Source organism: Achromobacter anxifer (assembly GCF_903652925.1).
Taxonomy (GTDB): domain Bacteria; phylum Pseudomonadota; class Gammaproteobacteria; order Burkholderiales; family Burkholderiaceae_B; genus Achromobacter; species Achromobacter anxifer.
In genome coordinates this window covers 26,239-45,279 of sequence record NZ_CAHLAR010000019.1, presented here as the reverse complement: position 1 = coordinate 45,279, position 19,041 = coordinate 26,239, and the positions used below count along the sequence as shown (strand labels likewise).

Genomic DNA, 19,041 nt, shown 5'->3' with positions numbered 1-19,041 from the left:
GGCCCAGTCCAGCATCCGCGCAGGCATCGCAGAGATCAATGAATCACGTCTATCGAGTAGTCTTCAACGCCACCGCCGGCGTGTGGCAGGCAGTCAGCGAAATCGCCCGCGGGCCGGCAAAAAGCAGCAGCCCTGCCCGGCGCCTGCGTCGCGGCGGCGCACAGCTGGCGGGCGCGCTGGGTATTGCGCTGGCCGCCACGGCCGCGCACGCGGTTCCCGCCATCCCGCAACTGTATTGGGACGGCAGCCAATCCGTGGCGAACGGCTCGGTCGATGGCGCCTCGGGCATCTGGGATTACGCCAATACCAACTGGACGTCCGCCGACGGGGCAGTGAATCAATCCTGGACCAGCGGCGACGCCGTGTTCTCGGGCACGGCCGGCACGGTGGCGGTTGGCGGCCAGCACGACATCATGGGCCTGGAGTTCCAGAGCGACGGCTACAGGCTGGTGGGCGGAGCCAATGGCCAGCTGAATACCAGCGGCGCTGCCGTGATTCGAGTCAATCCCGGCGTCACCGCGACCCTGGGCGTCGCCATAGGCGGCGCCGGCAGCCTGGACAAGGTAGACAGCGGCACGCTGGTGCTCAACGGGAACAACACCTATGCCGGCGGCACGACGCTCGCCGCCGGCCGTCTGGTGGTCGGCAGTGATGCGGCCCTGGGCACGGGCAGCCTGACGGCGCTCAGCAACACCGTGCTCGACGCCAACAACAAGGTGGCGCTGAACAACGGCGTGAATCTGCTGGGCGCCGTGGGGATCGGCGGAAGCGCGGACCTGACCCTGAACGGCAACATCTTCGGCACAGGCTCCCTGGTCAAGGACGGCCCGGCCACCCTTACCCTGAACGGCGCCAACGCCTATTTGGGCGGAACCACGCTGAACGGCGGCACCCTGACGGTGGGGAACAACCTGGCTTTGGGTCTCGGCAACCTGACCGTGGGCGGCAGTTCGACTTTGACAGCGGGCACCCCGGTAGCGTTGGCCAACGCCATCGTCCTGAACGCGAACCTGACGGTTGCCGGCGACAATGACCTGAGCCTGAATGCCCCGATCTCGGGTGCTGGCCAATTGGTCAAGACGGGCAACGGCACGCTCAGCCTCCACACCGCCAACGGCAGCCACAGCGGTGGCATCGCCCTCAATGGCGGCACATTGGCGTTCGACAACTCAACTGCCCTGGGGACCGGCGCGCTGGTCGCCAACGGCACGGCCACGCTGAAGAACACCCGTTTCGTGACCGTGCAGAACGCCATCAGCGTCAATGGCGAACTGACCATCGAAACCTCGGATATGCTGATATTGGCCGGCACATCGAGCGGCACATTGAGCGGCAGCGGCAAGCTGATCAAGACTGGCGCGGACGAATTGCTCCTGTTTCCCGGCAACACATACTCCGGCGCTCTCGAAATCGAACGAGGGTCCGTCACGACAGCCGGCAACAATGCTCTGGGCGCGCCCGTCAGCGTAAAGCTGGCCGCAGGCACCGTTCTGAACCTTAATGGCGCCACGCAGATTGGGGCTCTTAGCGGCAGCGGCATCACCAACACCGGCGTGGCCAGCCCGCTGCAAGTGGGCGGCACCAACGCAGACAGTATCTATGCCGGCGCGCTGGTCGGCAGCGGTTCAGTTGAAAAAGTGGGCACGGGCACCCTGGAACTCTCGGGCAACAGCTCCCTGAACGGCCCTGTCACCGTCACAGCCGGCACCCTGAAAGTCAGCGGCGCCTTGAACAACACCGGTGTCGCCGTCCAGGCCGGCGGCACCGTGAGCGGCGGCGGCATGATCAACGGCTTGCTGACCGTAGCCGACAACGGCCACCTGGCCGGCGCCAGCGGCCGCACGCTGACCGCGGGCACGATCACTCTCACGCCGAACGCCAACGTCGATGTCGCGCTGGCTAGTCCGTTCACCGGCAATACTCCGCTGTTCAAAAGCAACGGCAACCTGACCCTGGACGGCAAGCTGAACATCACCGATGCCGGCGGTCTGGGCACAGGCGTCTACCGCCTGTTCGAATACTCCGGCGCCATGACGAACAACCTCCTCAACTACGGCCCGCTGCCGGCCGCCTTGATCGGGTCAACCCTGGGCATCCAGCTCGCCAGCGTAGGTGAGGTCAACCTGGTAGTTTCCTCGCCGAACCGGAACGTGCAATTCTGGAATGGCGCCAGTATGTTCCCCAGCGGCACCGTCCAAGGCGGCAGCGGCGTGTGGGGCAACGCTAGCAGCACCAACTGGAGCAATTACGACGGCACACTCAGCCAGAGCTGGGCCAGCCAGTTCGCCGTCTTCCAAGGCCAGACCGGCACCGTGACCGTAAATGGCGAACGGACCGTCGACGGCATGCAGTTCATGACCGATGGATACAAGTTGGAGAGCGGCGTCGATGGCTCCCTCTATGCGGTCAATCCCTACCAGGGCGGCAGATTCATCGTCCGGGTCGATCCGAACGTCACCGCGACGCTCAACCTGCCCGTCAATGGGACTGGCACCCTCCAGAAGCTGGACCAAGGCACCCTGGTGCTCAACGGCGCCAACGGCTACACCGGCGGCACCGAGCTGGCGGGCGGCACGCTGGTGGCCGGCAGCGACAGCGCGCTGGGCACGGAGATCCTGACGGCTGCCGACGGCACCACGCTGGACAACAACAAGGCCGTTACGCTGACCAACATGATCGTTGCCGAGGGCCAGTTGAACCTGGCCGGCAGCAATGACCTGACCCTGAAGGGCAACATCGTCGGCAGCAGCCTGAACAAGAACGGCGGTGGTACCCTGACCCTGGCCGGCGACAACTACTTTGCTGGCACGATGGCGCTGAACGACGGCAAACTGGTGCTGGCCTCCAACAATCCGCTAGGCCTCAGCACCCTGAACGCCGCTTCCGGCACGCAGTTGGACAGCAGCCTGGCCCTGAGCCTGGGCAACACGGTCAACCTGGCGGGCGACCTGAACCTCCTCGGCAGCCAGGACCTCACCTTGAATGGCCTGGTCAACGGCATAGGCGGCCTGACCAAGCGCGGCGCGGGCAGACTGACGCTCAACGGCAACAACGCCTTCCAGGGCGGCGTCACCCTGTCGGGGGGCAACCTGAACGTGGGCCAGGACACCGCGCTCGGCGAGGGCACGCTGACCGTGCGCAATGCGGCCACCCTGGACTCCAGCCGCGCGGTGACGCTGGCCAACAACGTGCAATTGAGCGCCGCCCTGACCTTGGGCGGCAGCAACGACCTCACCCTGAACGGCACCATCGACGGTTACCAAGAGCTGATCAAGAACGGCGCCGGCCAGCTTACCCTGAATGGCGAAAACCGCCACAGCGGAGGCACCACGATCAATGCCGGCAACTTGAACCTGGGCAACGCCTCGGCGCTGGGCACCGGCATGCTGAACGTCATGGGCAACTCGGCACTGGATACCGCCGGTCCGATGCGCCTGGGCAACGACGTCAATGTCGGCGGCACGCTCACCATGGCGGGCAACAACAGCCTGATCCTGGACGGCCTGATCAGCGGCAACGGCACGCTGCGCAAGAGCGGAGCGGACAACCTCTCGCTCACCGGCGACAGCAACAGCTTCAGCGGCACGATCGATCTGCGCAGCGGCAGCCTGACCACCGTGGGCATCAATGCGCTGGGCCAGAATGCCACCGCGAACGTGGCCGCCGGCGCCAATCTGTTCATCACCAATCTGGCCCGCCTGGGCAGCCTGAACGGCAACGGCGCGGTCACGGTCTCGAACGGAAACATCCTGACCGTCGGCGCCAACGGGGCCAACAGCTACTTCGGCGGCCAGCTCAACGGCAAGGGTTGGCTGAACAAGGCCGGGGCGGGATCGCTGGTTCTTTCCGGCGCCAACGCGCTGAGCGGGGCGACGTCCGTCAACGCCGGCAGCCTGTGGGTCGACGGCTCGCTCGCCAGCAGCAATGTGCAAGTGTTCAGCGGCGCCACTCTGGGCGGAACCGGCAGCATCGCCGGCGACGTGACGATCATGGGCGGCGCCAACCTGAAATTGACGGATGGCTACACCCTGTCGGTCGGCAGCCTGCAGCTGGACGGCAACTCGATCGTGAATGCCAGCCTGGGCGCCCCCGCGCTCGGCGGCGGCACTGCCTTGGTGAACGTGGGCGGCAACCTGACCCTGGGCGGCACGCTCAATGTCAGCGACGCCGGCGGCTTCGGCACCGGCGTGTACCGGCTCATGAACTATGGCGGCAGCCTGACCGACACCGGCATGCGGTTCGGCAACGTCCCCGGCGGCGTGCAAGCGGCCGACCTGACGCTGCAGACCGCCGTCGCCAACCAGATCAACCTGCTGGTTGCCGCCCCTAACGTCACCGTGCAGTTCTGGGACGGCTCGCAATCCGCGGGCAACGGCGTGATTGAAGGCGGCAGCGGCACCTGGAACGGCGCCAACAGCAACTGGACCGGCGTCGACGGCAGCGCGAACCGGTCCTGGGCCGGCAACTTCGCGGTTTTCCAGGGCGCCGCGGGGACGGTCACCGTCGCCGGCGCGCAAAGCGCGACGGGCATGCAGTTCATGACCGACGGCTATGTCCTGGAGCGCGGCTCGCTGGGATCGCTCAACCTGGCCAACGGCGGTCAGGGCTACGCCTCGGTGCGCGTCGACCCGGGCGTGACGGCGACCATCAACGCCCCGCTCACCGGCAGCGCCACATTGGCCAAGCTCGACGCCGGCACGCTGGTGCTCAACTCGTCCAACGGCTATACGGGCGGCACGGCGCTCAACGGCGGCACGCTGGTGCTGGGCAACGACAAGGCCTTGGGCAACGGCCTGCTGACCACTGTCAACGGCACCACGCTGGACAGCAACACGGCAGTCACCGTGCGCAATAACGTCGCGCTGAACGGCGCGCTGTCGATCGCCGGTTCCAATGCCATGAACTTGAACGGCACCGTCAGCGGGGCCGGCGGCCTGATCAAGAATGGCGCGGGCAGCCTGACCCTCAACGGCACCAACACTTACGAGGGGGGTACCCTCCTCAACGCGGGCGGCCTGATCGTCGGCAACAACTCCTCGCTGGGTTACGGCACGCTGACGGTGGGCGGCGCCGCCACGCTGGACGCGACTCAGGCGCTCGCGCTCGCGAACAACATCACCTTGAACTCCGGCCTCACCGTGCAAGGCAGCCACGACCTTAGGCTCAACGGCAACATCTCAGGCGTGGGCAGCCTGACCAAGAACGGCACCAGCACGCTGACACTCAATGGCACCCACACCTACACCGGCGGCACCTACGTCAACGGCGGCACGCTGGCGCTGAGCGCGGCCAGCAGCCTCGCAGCCACCGGCATCGTGACCGTCGCCCGCGGCGCCACCTTCGACCTGTCTGCAGGTCAAGGCGCCCAGGTGTTCGGCACCCTGGCGGGCGCCGGCAACATCAAAATGGGAGCCAACTCCCTGCTGGCGGGCGGCTCGGCCGACGGCGTCTTCGGCGGTTCGGTCATCGGCACGGGCGCCCTGGTCAAGCAAGGCACGGGCACGCAGATCCTGACCGGCGCCAACAGCTATACCGGCGGCACGCTGGTCGCGGACGGCACGCTGCGCGCGGGCTCGGCGACGGCACTGGTCCAAGGCACCGCCTATCAGGTGCTGTCGGGCGCCACGCTGGATCTCAACGGCAACGCGCTGCAAGCCAGCAGCCTGAACGGCGCCGGCACCGTGGCGCTGGGCGGCGCAAACCTGACCACCAACATCGCCGCGGGCCTGCTCTCCAGCTACAGCGGCCTCATCGTGGGCGACGGTACCGTGGTCAAAACCGGCGCTGGCGCACTCGCGCTGACCGGCGCCAGCACCTTCTCCGGCGGCGTGCAGCTCAAGCAAGGCACCATCGGCCTGGGCCATGCGCAAGGCCTGGGCAGCGGCACGCTGTTCATGGACGACGGCACCGTCATCAGCCTGATCGCCAACGGCATGACCATCGCCAACAACCTGGCCATGACGGGCACGAACGACCCGGTCATCGACACCGACGCCAACGCGGCCACCTGGGCCGGCGCCATCACCGGCGGCGGCTTCCTCACCAAGCAGGGTAGCGGCGTCCTGACGCTGACCAGCGCAGGCAACACCTACACCGGCGCGACCGACGTTGCGCAGGGCACGCTCAAGGCCGGCGCCGCCTACACCTTCAGCAGCGCCTCGGCCCACACCGTGGCCAGCGGCTCGGTGCTGGACCTGGCGGGCTACAGCCAGACCGTGGCCAGCCTGAACAACAGCGGCGCGGTCAATCTCGGCGGCAGCACGCCGGGCGCCGTGCTCAAGGTCACCGGCCCCTACGTCGGCAACAATGGCAAGCTCGGCGTTTCCACCGTGCTCGGCGCGGACGGCAGCGCCACCGACAAGCTGCTGCTGAGCGGCACCGGCGCCATCGCCAGCGGCAGCACCAGCGTGCTGATCACCAATGCCGGCGGCCTAGGCGCGCAAACCGGCGCCAAGGGCATCGAAGTCATCGGCACGGAAAACGGAGCAAGCCTGCAGCCCGGCAGCTTCACCCTGGCGGGCGGCCATGTGGACGCCGGCGCCTACGAGTACCGCCTGACCCAGACGGCACAGGGCGCGGCGCTGCACTCCACCAATACGCAGGTGGGTCCCAATCCCGATCCCGGCACTCCGACCGCCCCGGCCTATCGTCAGGAAGTGCCGCTGCTGTCGTCCCTGCCCGCGCAACTGCGCCAGGCCGACATGACGATGCTGGGCGACATGCGCACGCGCATGGGCGATGACGCCGCCGCCGACGCCATCGGCCAGGACCCGAGCCGCCGCGCCTGGGCCCGGGTACTGCGCACCGCGCCCACCATCACGCAGCAAGGCACGGTCAATCCGGAAAGCAGCGGCCACCTGACCGGCTTCCAGGCCGGCGTGGACGTGTACGCCAATCGCAACTTCAAGGCGGGCCTGTACGTGGGCCAACTGAACGGCGACATGGGCGTGCGCGGCTTCTCCAGCGGCATGGAACGCAATTACGCGGGCTACAACAACCTGCGCGGGCGCTATGTCGGCCTGTACGGCACCTGGCAGCACGACTCGGGCCTGTACGCCGACGCCGTGATCCAGGGCGCGGACTACCGCAGCAGCCTGCGCACCGCGGACACCGGCGCCGGCGCCACCACCAAGGGCCACGGTTGGCTGGCCTCGCTGGAAGTGGGCACGCCCTTCGACCTGGCGGGCAGCTGGCAGCTGGAGCCGCAAGCGCAGCTCATCTACCGCAAGCTGAACCTGGACGACACCACGCTCAGCCTGGCCAAGGTGAAGAACGACGCGGACGACGACTGGACCTTGCGTCTGGGCGCGCGCGTCAAGGGCAGCTATAGCATCGGCGGCAGCGTGCTGCAGCCCTTCGCCCGCGTCAACCTCTACACCTCCAGCAGCACGACCGACGTGGCCCGCTTCAGCGCCCCCGCCGGCACCACCGACATCCGCGCCAAGGGCGGCTACACGTCCACCGAACTGGCGGTGGGCGCGATGCTGCAGCTGACCAAAAGCACCAGCCTCTACGGCGACGTGGGCAGGCTCTGGGCCAACAGCGGCGACAGCCGCGTCAAGACCGGGCTGCAGGGTTCGGTGGGCTTGAAGGTGCTTTGGTAAGCGTCATCCCGCGGGCCGGGTAATCCGCCCGCCTGCTCAGCAAAGCCCGCGGCGCCAAGCGCCGCGGGCTTTCTTTTGGCATGGCGTGGTGAATCAGCGCCCGCCCACGATCACCAAACCCGGAACACACGCCCCGTCTGCGCGCCTTCGACGCTGCGGCTGTAGGCCAGCGCCACGCGGCTGGCGGGCGCGGATTCGAAGCCCTGGAAGTACGGGCCGTAGCTTTCCAGCGATTCCGTCAGGACCGTGGGGCTGACGGAATTGATGCGCACGCCACGCAGTTCCACGGCGGCGCCGCGCACGAAACCGTCGATGGCCATGTTGACGGCCGACGCGTTGGCGCCGTAGCGGATCGGCTCGTCGCTGACGATGCCGCTGGTGAGCGTGATGGAGCCGCCTTCGTTGACATGGTGCTGGCCGATAAGCGCCAGGTCCACCTGGCCCAGCAGCTTGTCGTGCAGGCCGATCTTGAACTGCTCGGCCGTCATTTCCGCCAACGGGCCGAAGTGCAGGCTGCCCGTGGTGGAGACGATGGCATCCACCTTGCCCACGCGCTCGAACAGGGCGCGGATGCTGTCGCTGCGGGTCACGTCGACCTGCAGATCGCCGCGGGACTTGCCCACGGCGATGACGTCGTGGCGCTGGCCCAGTTCTTGCGCGACTGCGCGGCCGATGGTGCCCGTGGCGCCGATGAGGATGATTTTCATGAAGTACTCCGATGCGTTCGTGTTGTGGGATGCGCCGGCGGCAACGCCAGCGCTTGCACGCATTCTGACCAAGGGAGCCCGCGCGAAAAATCCTAAAATGGTGGGATCACTTCACACTCAGGGTGCGTAATTCATGGACCGCTTGCTCAGCATGGAAGTCTTTGTGGCGGTCGTGGAACTGGGCAGCCTGACGGCCGCGGCGGCACTGCACGAGATGTCGCCCGCCATGGCGGCCAAGCACATCAAGGGACTGGAGGCGCGGTTGGGGCTGAGGCTGATGAACCGGACGACCCGCCGCCAAAGTCTGACCGAGGCCGGCCAGGCTTATTTCGCGCGCTGCAAGGTGATCCTTTCGGACATACGCGATGCCGAGCAAGGCGCCGAAGCCATGCGCGCGGCGCCGCGCGGCCACCTGCGCATCACCTCCACCGTGACCTTCGGTTCCTTCGCGCTGGCGCCGGCAATCGCGGACTACCTGTCCGAGTATCCCGACGTCAGCGTGGACCTGGCGCTGAGCGACGCCGTCGAGGACGTCGTCGCCTCGCGCTACGACCTGGCGGTGCGCATCGGCGAACCCGCCGATTCGGGCCTGGTCGCACGCAAGATCGGCCGCTATCAGATGATCATCTGCGCCTCGCCGGCCTACCTCGAACGCCATGGCACGCCCGAGACCGCGGGCGACCTTGCGCGTCATCAATGCCTGGATTTTTCATACTGGAACCGCCGCACCGGCTGGCGCCTGAACTCGGAAGAAGGCGGCGGCGCCTACCCCGCCGGCCGCTTCGTGTCAAACAATGGCCAGGCGCTGCGACAGGCCGCCCTGGCCGGGTTCGGCATCGTGCTGCAGCCCGAGCTGCTGTTGGCAGAGGACGTGCGCGCCGGCAGGCTGGTCCCCATCCTGCAGCCCGCGTGGCCGGCCGCCAGGCCGATCACGCTGCTGTATCCCAAGGACCGCAAGGCCCTGCCCAAGCTCACGACCTTCGTGGACTTCATGGTGCACAGGTTCACCCGCCAGGCGAAATAGTCCCGTGCCGAATACCCATACCAACTAGAACCCGCAATCATCGAGGAGACCCTCTTGTCCGCATCAACACCGGCGCCATCGGCGGCGCCCAGCGCTGAACTTTCGCCGCAGACGCAGCGCGGCAACATCGCCAGGCTGACGATCGCCCAGGCGCTGGCCGGCGCCAACGCCGTCGTGGTCTACGCCACGGGCGCAATCGTCGGCGACATGCTGGCGCCGGACAAGACGCTTGCCACGCTGCCGATCTCCATCTTCGTGGTCGGCATGGCCGCCTGCATTCTCCCCGCCGGGGCCATCGCGCGACGCCATGGCCGCCGCGCCGCGTTCCTCACGGGAACGGGCTGCGGCGTGCTGGTGGGCCTGCTGGCCGCAGCTGCCATCGTGCTGAGTTCGTTCTGGCTGTTCTGCCTGGGCACTTTCTTCGGCGGCGCCTATGCCGCAGTGGTGCTGTCGTTCCGCTTCGCGGCCGCCGATGGCGTGACCCCGGCGCGCCGCGCCCGCGCCCTCTCCTTCGTGATGGGCGGCGGCGTGCTGGCCGGCGTGGTCGGCCCGCAGCTCGTCACGTACACCATGTATCTGTGGCCCGCGCACATGTTCGCGGCAACCTACCTGGTGCAGGCCGCCGTTGCCGCGGCGTCGGCGCTGGTCCTGCTGGGTGTACGCCTGCCCATGCCCAGCGCCGCCGAGGCCGCGCGCGGACGCCCGCTGGCGCTGATCGCGCGCCAGCCGCGCTTCGTCACCGCGGTCATCTGCGGCGCGGTCTCCTACATGCTGATGAACTTCCTCATGACGGCCGCGCCGCTCGCCATGCATCTTTGCGGCCACTCCCAGGAAAGCGCCAACCTGGGCCTGCAATGGCACGTCATCGCGATGTACGGCCCCAGCTTCTTCACGGGCCGTCTGATCACGCGCTTCGGCGCGGGACGCATCGTCACGGCCGGGCTGCTGCTCACCGGCCTGTCCGCGGCCATCGGGCTGACCGGCATCGACGTGGCCCATTTCTGGCTGACCCTGATCCTGCTGGGCCTGGGCTGGAACTTCGGCTTCGTGGGCGCGTCGGCGCTGGTGCTGGAATGCCACCGGCCCGAAGAAAAGACCAAGGTGCAGTCCCTGAACGACTTCATCGTCTTCGGCACCATGGCGGTCGGCTCCTTCGCATCGGGCGGCCTGCTGGCGGCCTACGACTGGGCGACGGTGCTGTGGGTATCGTTCATTCCCCTGGCGATCGCGACGATTGCGCTGCTGGCCGGGGCTGCGAGAAGCCGCCAGAGTGCCTGATAACAACTGCCATGGAGCCAAGCCACAACATTAGCCAACGAGGACTGATGAACTTATAGTTTGAGTCGCCATGTCCTCTTTGGTCCTGATGGAGACAAAAATAAAGATGTCGGCTGGATACGTTTACATCCTGATTAATACTTCGATGCCCGGTCTCCTCAAAGTAGGTCGGACGTTTCGCGACGCCAAGGCTCGCGCACGAGAGTTGCAATCCACGGGGGTCCCTACCCCGTTCGAAGTTGCATTTGAACTGTTCGCCGAAGACCATGAAACACTCGAACAGAAACTGCATGAGCGCTTGTCGGACTTCAGGGTAACGGGCAATCGGGAATTCTTCAGATATCCCCTCAGACTTGCCATTCAACATCTTCAAGAACTTTCATCTCCGCCCAAGGAACCAACATCCGTCTATAGCGCGAAGAGCATTTTTCGGGAGCTCTCCGAAAAATATGAAGCATGGCTCGACCCGACAATCGTGGATGTCAGGATTGTTCAAACTCAAGAACGAGTCTGGCTTGAAATCACTCGCGAAGAAGAGATCGGCAGTTTTCTGGTTGATCAAACCATCAAGCGTAGCGATCTTGCCTTCTGTTCAGGGGACACCCACGCGACCAAGTACTTCAGTCCGACTGACCCAGCTTCCACCAACTCGGATAAATTCGTCGAGACATGGGACCCCTATTCGATCATCATGACCACGGATCTCTTTCACGATGCCGCATGTCGCGAGATTAACAATGACCCTGGCCTCAACCCACACAAGCGTGCAGGCCCCTAGATTCATGGGACGGCGTCTGCCCCTTGGGATTTTGCTAGACTGACCGCCCCGGTTCTCCCTTCCCCGTCCCATGCCCCAGGCTGCCCGCCCCGACCCCAGCGCCGACGATATCGCCAAGGAAATCGCCGCGGCCATCGTCGCGCACAAGTTGCCGCCGGGCACGCGGCTGCGCGAGGAAGCGCTGGCGCGGGTCTACCAGGTCAGCCGGACCAAGATCCGCGCCGCGCTGCTGATGCTGTCCAAGGACAAGCTGATCAATATCGTGCCGGACAAGGGCGCCTTCGTCAGCAAACCGGATGCCAACGAAGCCCGCGAGGTCTATGCCGTGCGGCGCATCCTGGAAGCGGCGCTGGCGCGCGAGTTCGTGGCGCGGGCCACGGCGGCGGACTACCGCCGCATCGACGCGCATCTGGCTGCCGAACGCCAGGCGCTGGACGGCAGCGACGTGCAGGAGCGCAACCGCCTGCTGGGGCACTTCCACATCCTGCTGGCCGAGACCGTGGGCAATTCGGTGCTGACCGGCATGCTGCGCGAACTGTCGGCGCGCAGCGCCGTGATCACCATGCTTTACCAGAGCTCGCACGATGCCAGCTGCTCTTCGCAGGAGCACGCGGCGTTCATCGAGGCAGCCCGCAACGGCGACGCGGATCGCGCCTGCGCGCTGATGGATGCGCACCTGGAGCACGTGCAGACCGCGCTGGACTTCAAGGAAGGCGGCCGCGCCGGCGGCGACCTGGTCGCCGCGCTGCTGAGCTGAGCGGACGGCTAGGGCTGCGCGGGCGTGCCCGTGCGCAACAACTGTCCCAGGCGCCGCTGCATCCACTGCTCCGTCTCGCTCAACCTGCCGCCCTGCAGCCATAGGGTGCGCACGGACAGCATCGGCAGGAACAGGTCCGCGCAGCGCACGCTGACCAGCGGATTGCTGAAGCCCTCGTATTCGCCGATGTTCAGCGGCAGGATCGCCCAGCCCACGCCATTGGCCGCCATGGCCGCAATGTTGTAGCTGCTGTCGGCGCGCCACACCGTGGGGCTGAGCACCATCTGCTCCACCTCATCCATCTGCATCAGCAGTTGCCGGTGCCGCGCCAGGTCGTTGCGGCGGACCTCGGGCAGCGCGGCCAGCGGGTGGCCGGGCGCCACGAAGATGCCCTGGGCCACGTTGCCCAGGTGGCGGTGGGCGAAGGCGCTGCCGGGGTCGCCCCGGTCGAAATGAAAGGCCAGGCTGGCGCGGCCCTGCTCCACATAGTCCGCCACCTCCGTCGCGGTGCCGTTGAGCTGGGTGAGCTCCAGCGCCGGATATCTTTCGGCCAGCTCCTTGACCAGTTCGTCCACCGCCAGATAGGGCAGTCCTTCGTCGAACGCGATGGCAAGCCGCGCCTCGCGGCCGCCCGCGAACGACAAGGCGCGCTGCTCCAGCGCGCCGGCCTGGCGCAGCAGCTCGCGGGCCTCCTGCAGCATGACCTCGCCTGCAGCCGTCAGGGTGGCGTTGCGGCGCGACCGGTCAAACAGCTCCAGTCCCAGGTCGGCTTCCAGCAGGGCCACCGCGGTGCTGACCGCCGACTGCGCCCGGCCCAGGCGCCGCGCCGCCGCCGAGAACGAGCCGGACTCCGCCGCGGCGACGAATTGGCGTAGCTGGTCCAGTGTCCATTGCATGTTTCATCCTCCAAACACGATCCATCTATTTTATAGATGGATTCAAACTTTTTTATGCGAATTGCAAGATGGATAATGGCGACCCCCGAGACCCGGCCATCCCGGCCCCGCCCGCCTGCGCGACGCGGCAAGGCGTCCCGGCTTAAGGAGTAGAACCATGCAGCGGACTGAACCGAACGCTGTCGCCACGGCCGCGCCCGGCCGCTGGCTGGTGCTGGCCATCGTGTCCAGCGCCTTGCTGTTGATCGTGGTCGACATGACCGTCCTGTACACCGCCCTGCCCCGGCTGACGCACGAACTGAACGTCAACGCGTCGGAAAAGCTGTGGATCGTGAACATCTACGCGCTGGTCGTGTCCGGCCTGCTGCTGGGCATGGGCACGCTGGGCGACCGCCTGGGCCACAAGCGCCTGTTCATGGCGGGATTGGTCGTTTTCGGCACGGCCTCGCTGGCCGCGGCCTATTCGCCCGGCGCGGCCACGCTGATCGCGGCGCGCGCGCTGCTGGCGGTGGGCGCCGCCATGATGATGCCTGCCACCCTGTCCATTCTGCGGCTGACCTTCGCCGACGAGCGCGAGCGCGCCGTCGCGATCGGCGTCTGGGCCTCGGTGGCCTCGGGCGGCGCGGCGGTCGGCCCCGTCGTGGGCGGCGTGCTGCTGGAGCATTTCTGGTGGGGCTCCGTGTTCCTCATCAACGTGCCCATCGTGCTGCTGGCCCTGCCGTTGGCCTGGCGCTACATCCCGGCCAGCCGCCCGGATGGCTCGCGCCCCTGGGATCTGCTGGGCTCGCTGCAAGTCATGGCCGGGCTGATCCTGTGCGCCTATGCCTTGAAGGAACTGGGCAAGACCGACCCGTCGTGGCTGCATGCCGGCCTGGCCTGCGCGGCAGGCGCCGCCATGCTGGCCGTGTTCGTGCGGCGCCAGCGCGCTCGCCCCTATCCGCTGATCGACTTCGCCATCTTCCGCAACCCCAGCTTCAGCTCGGCCGTGGCCGCCGCGCTGTTCGCCGCGGCGGCCCTGCTGGGCATGGAACTGGTCTTCAGCCAGCGGCTGCAACTGGTCATGGGCATGTCGCCGCTGCAGGCGGCGCTGTTCATCCTGCCGTTGTCGCTGGCCGCCTTCATCTCCGGCCCGCTGGCCGGCTGGCTGCTGGGGCGCGTCAACAGCGGCACCATGGTGTTCCTGTCGCTGCTAGTCTCGGGCCTGGGCATGGCCGGCTACCTGCTGAGCTACGACGCCGCGCTGCTGCCGCAGATGGTCAGCCTGTGCGTGCTGGGCGCCGGCATCGGCGCCACCATGACCGCCGCGTCCAGCACCATCATGCAAAGCGCCTCGCCCGAACGCGCCGGCATGGCGGCCTCCATCGAGGAAGTTTCGTACGAGCTGGGCGGCGCCCTGGGCGTCACGCTGATGGGCTCTATCCTGTCCGGCGTGTATGCGCGCACCCTGTCGGTGCCCGAAGGCCTGCCCCACTCCGCCGACGCGCGCGACAGCCTGGACCAGGCCCTGATCGTCGCCGACGGATTGTCCTCGGACCTGGGCGCGGCCTTGACCCGCCTGGCCAAGACCGCGTTCGACACCGGCTACGCCGCGGTCATCGCCACCGCCGCGGCGATGCTGCTGGTCACGGCGTGCTTCGTGCTGTTCAACCGCAGGCGCATGGCGGGCTGAGCGCCGCGGACCTCAACTCATCGAACTGAAGCCATCGCGGACCCGCGCCAGCGGCGCGAACGCCGTGGCCTTGATCTCCACCAGCCCGCCTTCGGGATTGAGGTCCGCGACCGCCAGTTCGACGCACGCCGGATACGGCGCGGGGAAAAACTCGTCGCGCACGGCGGCAATCACAGCCAGCTGCGCCGCCTTGTCCAGCGCCAGCCTGCCGCCGCCCAGAACGTGGAACATCTGCAGCTCCACCACGTCCTCCATCCGCGCATGGCATGCGCCCAGCAACTGCCCGATCAGGCTGAACACGCGCCGCAGCTCCTGCTGGAACTCCTCGGCGTCCATGGGAGCCGCGTGCGGGTTGCAGGCGACGACTCCGGACAGATAGACGAAATCGCCCGCGCGCCTCGCCGGCGCGTAGTGGAATTGTTCGACGTCGGTCTGCAGCACGGCGGGCACGACGACCGTGCCCGTCGCAGTGGGATGATGCCGGACCGAAACTGCCATGTCATTTGCCATGCTTTTCCTTTGAACTTGCAAAGTGGTGTGCCTGCCTGAGGGTCCTCCGCGGCCGCCGCGGCGGACCGTCAGGTCCGGCTCAGGGCAAGGCGGCCATCGCCGGAGCGATGAGCGCCTCCAATTCCTTTCTCGAAGCGCCATCCCGCGCCTGCATGGAGATCGCCTGCATCACGGCGCCGTAGTAGCGCGCCAACGAGGCGGCATCGATGTCGTCCGGCAACTCGCCCTCGGCGATCCCGCGCTTCAAACGTTCGCGTATGCGCGCGGCAGTACGCCTGCGGATGTTCTTGAGCAGTTCGCACAGGGGCTCGGTATCGGCGTGGCAATTCATCACGCCCAGGATCAGCAGGCAGCCGCCGGATCGCGGCGCGCTCAACGCCACGTCCACGCTGGCCTTGAGCATGGCGCGTATCGCGTCCCTGGCGCTCGCATGTTCCGCCAACGCCCGCAGGGGCCCCGCCCCCGCCGTCGAAACATACAGATCGACGGCCTCTCGAAATGCGGCTTCCTTGGAACCGAAGGCCGCGTAAAAGCTGGGCGGCGTGATGCCGATGGCTGCGGTCAGGTCGCCCAGTTGCGTCCCTTCGTAGCCCTGTGCCCAGAAAACCTGCATCACGCGCTCCAGCGCGTGGTCGCGGTCAAACGTGCGTGGCCGGCCCCGTGTCGACATGCCGCTTCCTCTTTCTCGTCCCAGGTTAATCCGTCACCGCCCGCATTCTCCGGGCGGCAACGAATTATATAGTGACTTTTATATAAATAGGAAAGCAGGCTCGCGGCCGGCCTGGCCGCAGCGGATCAGCAATTGCGAAACGCGTGGTCCATATCCGCGATCAGGTCTTCCTCGTGCTCCAGCCCGATGGACACGCGGACCAGGCCCTCGGACACGCCCGCCGCATCGCGTTCCGCGGCGGGCACGCCGGAATGCGTGGTCGAGGCCGGGTGGCAGATCAGCGATTCGGTGCCGCCCAGGCTGACGGCCGACTTGAACAGGTGCAAGGCGTTGATGAAGCGGAACGCCTTGGCGCGCCCGCCCTCCAGCACGAAGGCGAAGGTCGAACCCGCGCCGGTGCACTGGCGCTTGTAGACCTCCTGGTAGACGCGGTCCGTGATCAGTTCCGGATGGAATATCCGTACCTTTTCATGCGGGTTGCCCGACAGCCATTGGGCCACCTTGGTCGCCGTGCGCGCCGCCTGCTTCATGCGCAGCACCACGGTCTCCATCGAGCGCGTGATCATCCAGCAGGAATGCGGATCCAGCTGCGAACCGAAGGCGCTGCGGATGGCGCGCACTTTCTTGATCAGCGCCTTGCTGCCGGTGACGGCGCCCGCCACCAGATCGCTATGGCCGCCCACGTATTTCGTCAGCGAATACACGCACAGGTCCACGCCGTGCTCGGCCGGCTTCTGGAATATCGGCCCCAGCAGCGTGTTGTCGCACACCGACACGGGACGGTAGCCGTGCCGCGTCTCGAACGCGTCCAGCTCGTTCTTCATGGCCTCGAAGTCGATCAGCGCATTGGTCGGATTGGCGGGCGTCTCGACATAGAAGAGGCGGACCGGCCCTTTGGCCGCCGCGGCTTCCAGCGCGGCGCGCATGCTCTGGGCGGACAGGCCGTCCTCGATGGGCGTCGAGCCTACGCCCCATTCCGGGAATATCTTGGCGATCAGGGTTTCGGTGCCACCGTACAACGGCACCGACTGCACCAGTTGGTCGCCCGGCCGCAGAAAGGCCAGGAACACGGCGCTGATCGCCGACATGCCGCTGGAAGTCACCGCGGCGTCTTCCGAGCCGTCCAGCAAGGCCAGGCGGTCCTCGACGATTTCCAGGTTGGGATGGTTGAAGCGGCTATACACCAGGCCCGCCGATTCCCCCTGGGGCAACGCCTTGCGACCCGACACCAGGTCGAAGAACTCGGCGCCGTCCTCGGCCGAACGGAAGGCGAAGGTGGACGTCAGGAACACCGGCGGCTTGACCGCGCCCTCCGACAGAAAGGGATCGAAACCGTAGGACATCATCTGCGTTTCCGCGTGCAGCGGACGGCCGAAGATGTCCTTCTTGTGATAGCTGGAGTAACTCATGGTGTGCCTCTCTGTCTGGTTTCCGGGCCCGGCCGGGCCGCCGGGCAGGCGCGTCACGCATGCAAAGACGATAGCGCCAGCCGTCCCGGGGTGCATGGAAGTATGGCGGCAGCCGGCCACAAGATTCTTTCCATTTGCATTGCCAGACAGGGATAATGAGAAATAACGTTTCCTATCAGCAGGATTTCATGAAAGACACTGCCTTGTTACATCAACTTGACGCGATCGATTGGAAAATCATGAAAATCCTTCAAGAAGATGGCCGGCTCAGCAACGCCGAACTGGCCGAGCGCGTCTCGCTGTCGGCCTCGCCCTGCTGGAAGCGCCTGAAGCGCCTGGAATCGTCAGGCGTGATCCGCGGCTACCAGGCGATCCTGGACCGCCGCGCGCTGGGCATCGGGGTCGTGGCTTTCGTCAGCATCTCGCTGGAGAACCACACCGAGAAGACTTGCCAAGCCTTCGAGGCCAGCGTGCTGGCCATGCCCGAGGTTCTGGCCTGCCACAACACCACCGGCCAGCACGACTATCTGCTGCACATCGTGGCGCGCGATTTCGACGCCTATTCGGAATTCGTGCGCAGCCGCCTGCGCACCTTGCCCGGCGTCAAGGAACTGCTGAGCACGCTATCGATGCACGAGGTGAAGTCCTCGACCCGGCTGCACCTGTAAGGCGCCCGCGCCTGCCCACCGGCGCGCGGCGTCGGCTGCCGGCTTGCGCGCGGCTACATCACGCCGGGCACGACGCGGTTGCGGCCCTGCCGCTTGGCCTGATAGAGGCTGCGGTCGGCTACCTGGATCAGGTCGGTGCAGGGCTGCTCGCCCTGCGGCACCGCCGTGGCCGTGCCTATGCTGACTGTCAGCCAGGGGCCGTCGCCGGTATCCTTCTGCGGAATCTGCAGCGCCTCGACCGCGCGCCGCAGCTTCTCGGCCGCCAGCCGCGCGCTGCCTGCCGGCGTGCCGGGCAGGACCAGCGCGAACTCCTCGCCGCCAAAGCGGGCCGCCAGATCGGTGGACCGGTCGCAACTGGCGAAGATGGTGTTGGCCACCCGCTTGAGCGCTTCGTCGCCCGCGATGTGGCCATAGGTATCGTTGTAGGCCTTGAAGTGGTCCACGTCGATCATGAGCATGCTGATCTCGCGGCCGTCGCGGCGCGCGCGCTGCCATTCGGCGTTGAGGTACTCGTCGAAATAGCGGCGGTTGCCCAGTCCGGTCAGGCCGTCGGAATTGGTCAGGCGGCGCAGCTCCATATTGCTTTCCAGCAGCTGCTGCTGGCTCTGGCGCAGCGCCTGGTAGGCCTCGTCGCGCTGCACCAGCGCCAGATAGGAGCGCGAGTGGTAGCGGATGCGCGCCACCAGTTCGATCGAGTCCGGCAGCTTCACCAGATAGTCGTTGGCGCCGGCGGCAAAGGCCGCGCTCTTGATCGCCGGATCTTCCTTGGTGGACAGCACGATGATGGGAATGTCGCGCGTGACGGGATGGTTGCGGTATTCCTGCACCAGGCTCAAGCCGTCCACGCCCGGCAGCACCAGGTCCTGCAGGATGACGGTGGGCCGGGTCTGGATCGCCACGGTCAGCGCCTTTTCCGGGTCCGAGCAGTAATGAAAATCGATGTTGCCTTCCGTCGCCAGGGCCCGCCTGATGGCCTCTCCCACCATCACCTGATCGTCGACGAGCAGCACCATGGCCGCGTGCGAATTCAGATTCGCCATGGCCGAGCTGTCAATGGGAGGTTGCATAGTT

The 19,041-nt window shown here is 66.7% G+C and carries 14 protein-coding genes; 8 read left to right on the top strand and 6 right to left on the bottom strand.

Translation table 11 applies throughout. The features are described 5' to 3' along the window. The first annotated feature begins 38 nt into the window (after window positions 1–38). Window positions 39–7,604, top strand: a complete 7,566-nt coding sequence (locus tag HWY37_RS33115) for an autotransporter-associated beta strand repeat-containing protein (protein WP_176090783.1) — start codon at window positions 39–41, stop codon at window positions 7,602–7,604. A gap of 110 nt (window positions 7,605–7,714) precedes the next feature. Here HWY37_RS33115 and HWY37_RS33110 read toward each other — a convergent pair whose 3' ends face one another. Further along, on the bottom strand, window positions 7,715–8,311 hold the full coding sequence (locus HWY37_RS33110) for a short chain dehydrogenase (protein ID WP_176090782.1): 597 nt from the start codon (window positions 8,309–8,311) through the stop codon (window positions 7,715–7,717). On the opposite strand from HWY37_RS33110, the gene HWY37_RS34820 reads away from it, so the two are divergent. The 5 genes from HWY37_RS34820 to HWY37_RS33090 all read left to right on the top strand — a co-directional run bounded on the left by HWY37_RS34820 (window position 8,310) and on the right by HWY37_RS33090 (window position 12,148). After that, a complete protein-coding gene (locus HWY37_RS34820; protein ID WP_258128030.1) occupies window positions 8,310–8,441 on the top strand; it encodes a hypothetical protein in 132 nt (43 codons plus the stop codon). The two genes, HWY37_RS33110 and HWY37_RS34820, sit on opposite strands and share 2 nt — an antisense overlap. A gap of 3 nt (window positions 8,442–8,444) precedes the next feature. Then, window positions 8,445–9,335, top strand: a complete 891-nt coding sequence (locus HWY37_RS33105) for a LysR family transcriptional regulator (protein WP_176090781.1) — start codon at window positions 8,445–8,447, stop codon at window positions 9,333–9,335. Between the two features lie 54 nt (window positions 9,336–9,389). Continuing rightward, window positions 9,390–10,613: an MFS transporter gene (locus HWY37_RS33100; protein ID WP_176090780.1), complete on the top strand. Its 1,224-nt coding sequence runs from the start codon at window positions 9,390–9,392 to the stop codon at window positions 10,611–10,613. Window positions 10,614–10,683: 70 nt separating this feature from the next. Further along, complete coding sequence (locus tag HWY37_RS33095) at window positions 10,684–11,391, top strand: GIY-YIG nuclease family protein (protein WP_217706416.1); 708 nt, start codon at window positions 10,684–10,686, stop codon at window positions 11,389–11,391. Window positions 11,392–11,461: 70 nt separating this feature from the next. Next, window positions 11,462–12,148, top strand: coding sequence for a GntR family transcriptional regulator (locus HWY37_RS33090; RefSeq protein ID WP_176090779.1), 687 nt, complete (start codon window positions 11,462–11,464; stop codon window positions 12,146–12,148). Between the two features lie 8 nt (window positions 12,149–12,156). Here the strand turns inward: HWY37_RS33090 and HWY37_RS33085 are convergent, their stop codons facing one another. Beyond that, entirely contained in the window at window positions 12,157–13,044 is an 888-nt protein-coding gene (locus HWY37_RS33085) for a LysR family transcriptional regulator (protein ID WP_176090778.1), read from the bottom strand. A 157-nt stretch (window positions 13,045–13,201) separates the two neighbouring features. Between HWY37_RS33085 and HWY37_RS33080 the strand changes: the two genes are divergently transcribed. Beyond that, complete coding sequence (locus tag HWY37_RS33080) at window positions 13,202–14,713, top strand: MFS transporter (protein ID WP_176090777.1); 1,512 nt, start codon at window positions 13,202–13,204, stop codon at window positions 14,711–14,713. A gap of 12 nt (window positions 14,714–14,725) precedes the next feature. Here the strand turns inward: HWY37_RS33080 and HWY37_RS33075 are convergent, their stop codons facing one another. The 3 genes from HWY37_RS33075 to HWY37_RS33065 all read right to left on the bottom strand — a co-directional run bounded on the left by HWY37_RS33075 (window position 14,726) and on the right by HWY37_RS33065 (window position 17,302). Next, window positions 14,726–15,211: a Rid family hydrolase gene (locus HWY37_RS33075; protein ID WP_246302473.1), complete on the bottom strand. Its 486-nt coding sequence runs from the start codon at window positions 15,209–15,211 to the stop codon at window positions 14,726–14,728. Window positions 15,212–15,302: 91 nt separating this feature from the next. Beyond that, the gene (locus HWY37_RS33070; protein WP_176090775.1) at window positions 15,303–15,893 is read right to left on the bottom strand and encodes a TetR/AcrR family transcriptional regulator; all 591 of its coding nucleotides are present in this window, start codon (window positions 15,891–15,893) and stop codon (window positions 15,303–15,305) included. A 125-nt stretch (window positions 15,894–16,018) separates the two neighbouring features. Then, window positions 16,019–17,302: a cystathionine gamma-synthase family protein gene (locus tag HWY37_RS33065; RefSeq protein ID WP_176090774.1), complete on the bottom strand. Its 1,284-nt coding sequence runs from the start codon at window positions 17,300–17,302 to the stop codon at window positions 16,019–16,021. Window positions 17,303–17,490: 188 nt separating this feature from the next. Here HWY37_RS33065 and HWY37_RS33060 point away from each other — a divergent pair, with 188 nt between their 5' ends. Continuing rightward, entirely contained in the window at window positions 17,491–17,970 is a 480-nt protein-coding gene (locus HWY37_RS33060) for an Lrp/AsnC family transcriptional regulator (RefSeq protein ID WP_175209492.1), read from the top strand. 53 nt (window positions 17,971–18,023) lie between these two features. On the opposite strand, the gene HWY37_RS33055 is transcribed toward HWY37_RS33060, so the two are convergent. Beyond that, window positions 18,024–19,037: a response regulator gene (locus HWY37_RS33055; protein ID WP_175209493.1), complete on the bottom strand. Its 1,014-nt coding sequence runs from the start codon at window positions 19,035–19,037 to the stop codon at window positions 18,024–18,026. Window positions 19,038–19,041: the final 4 nt, after the last annotated feature.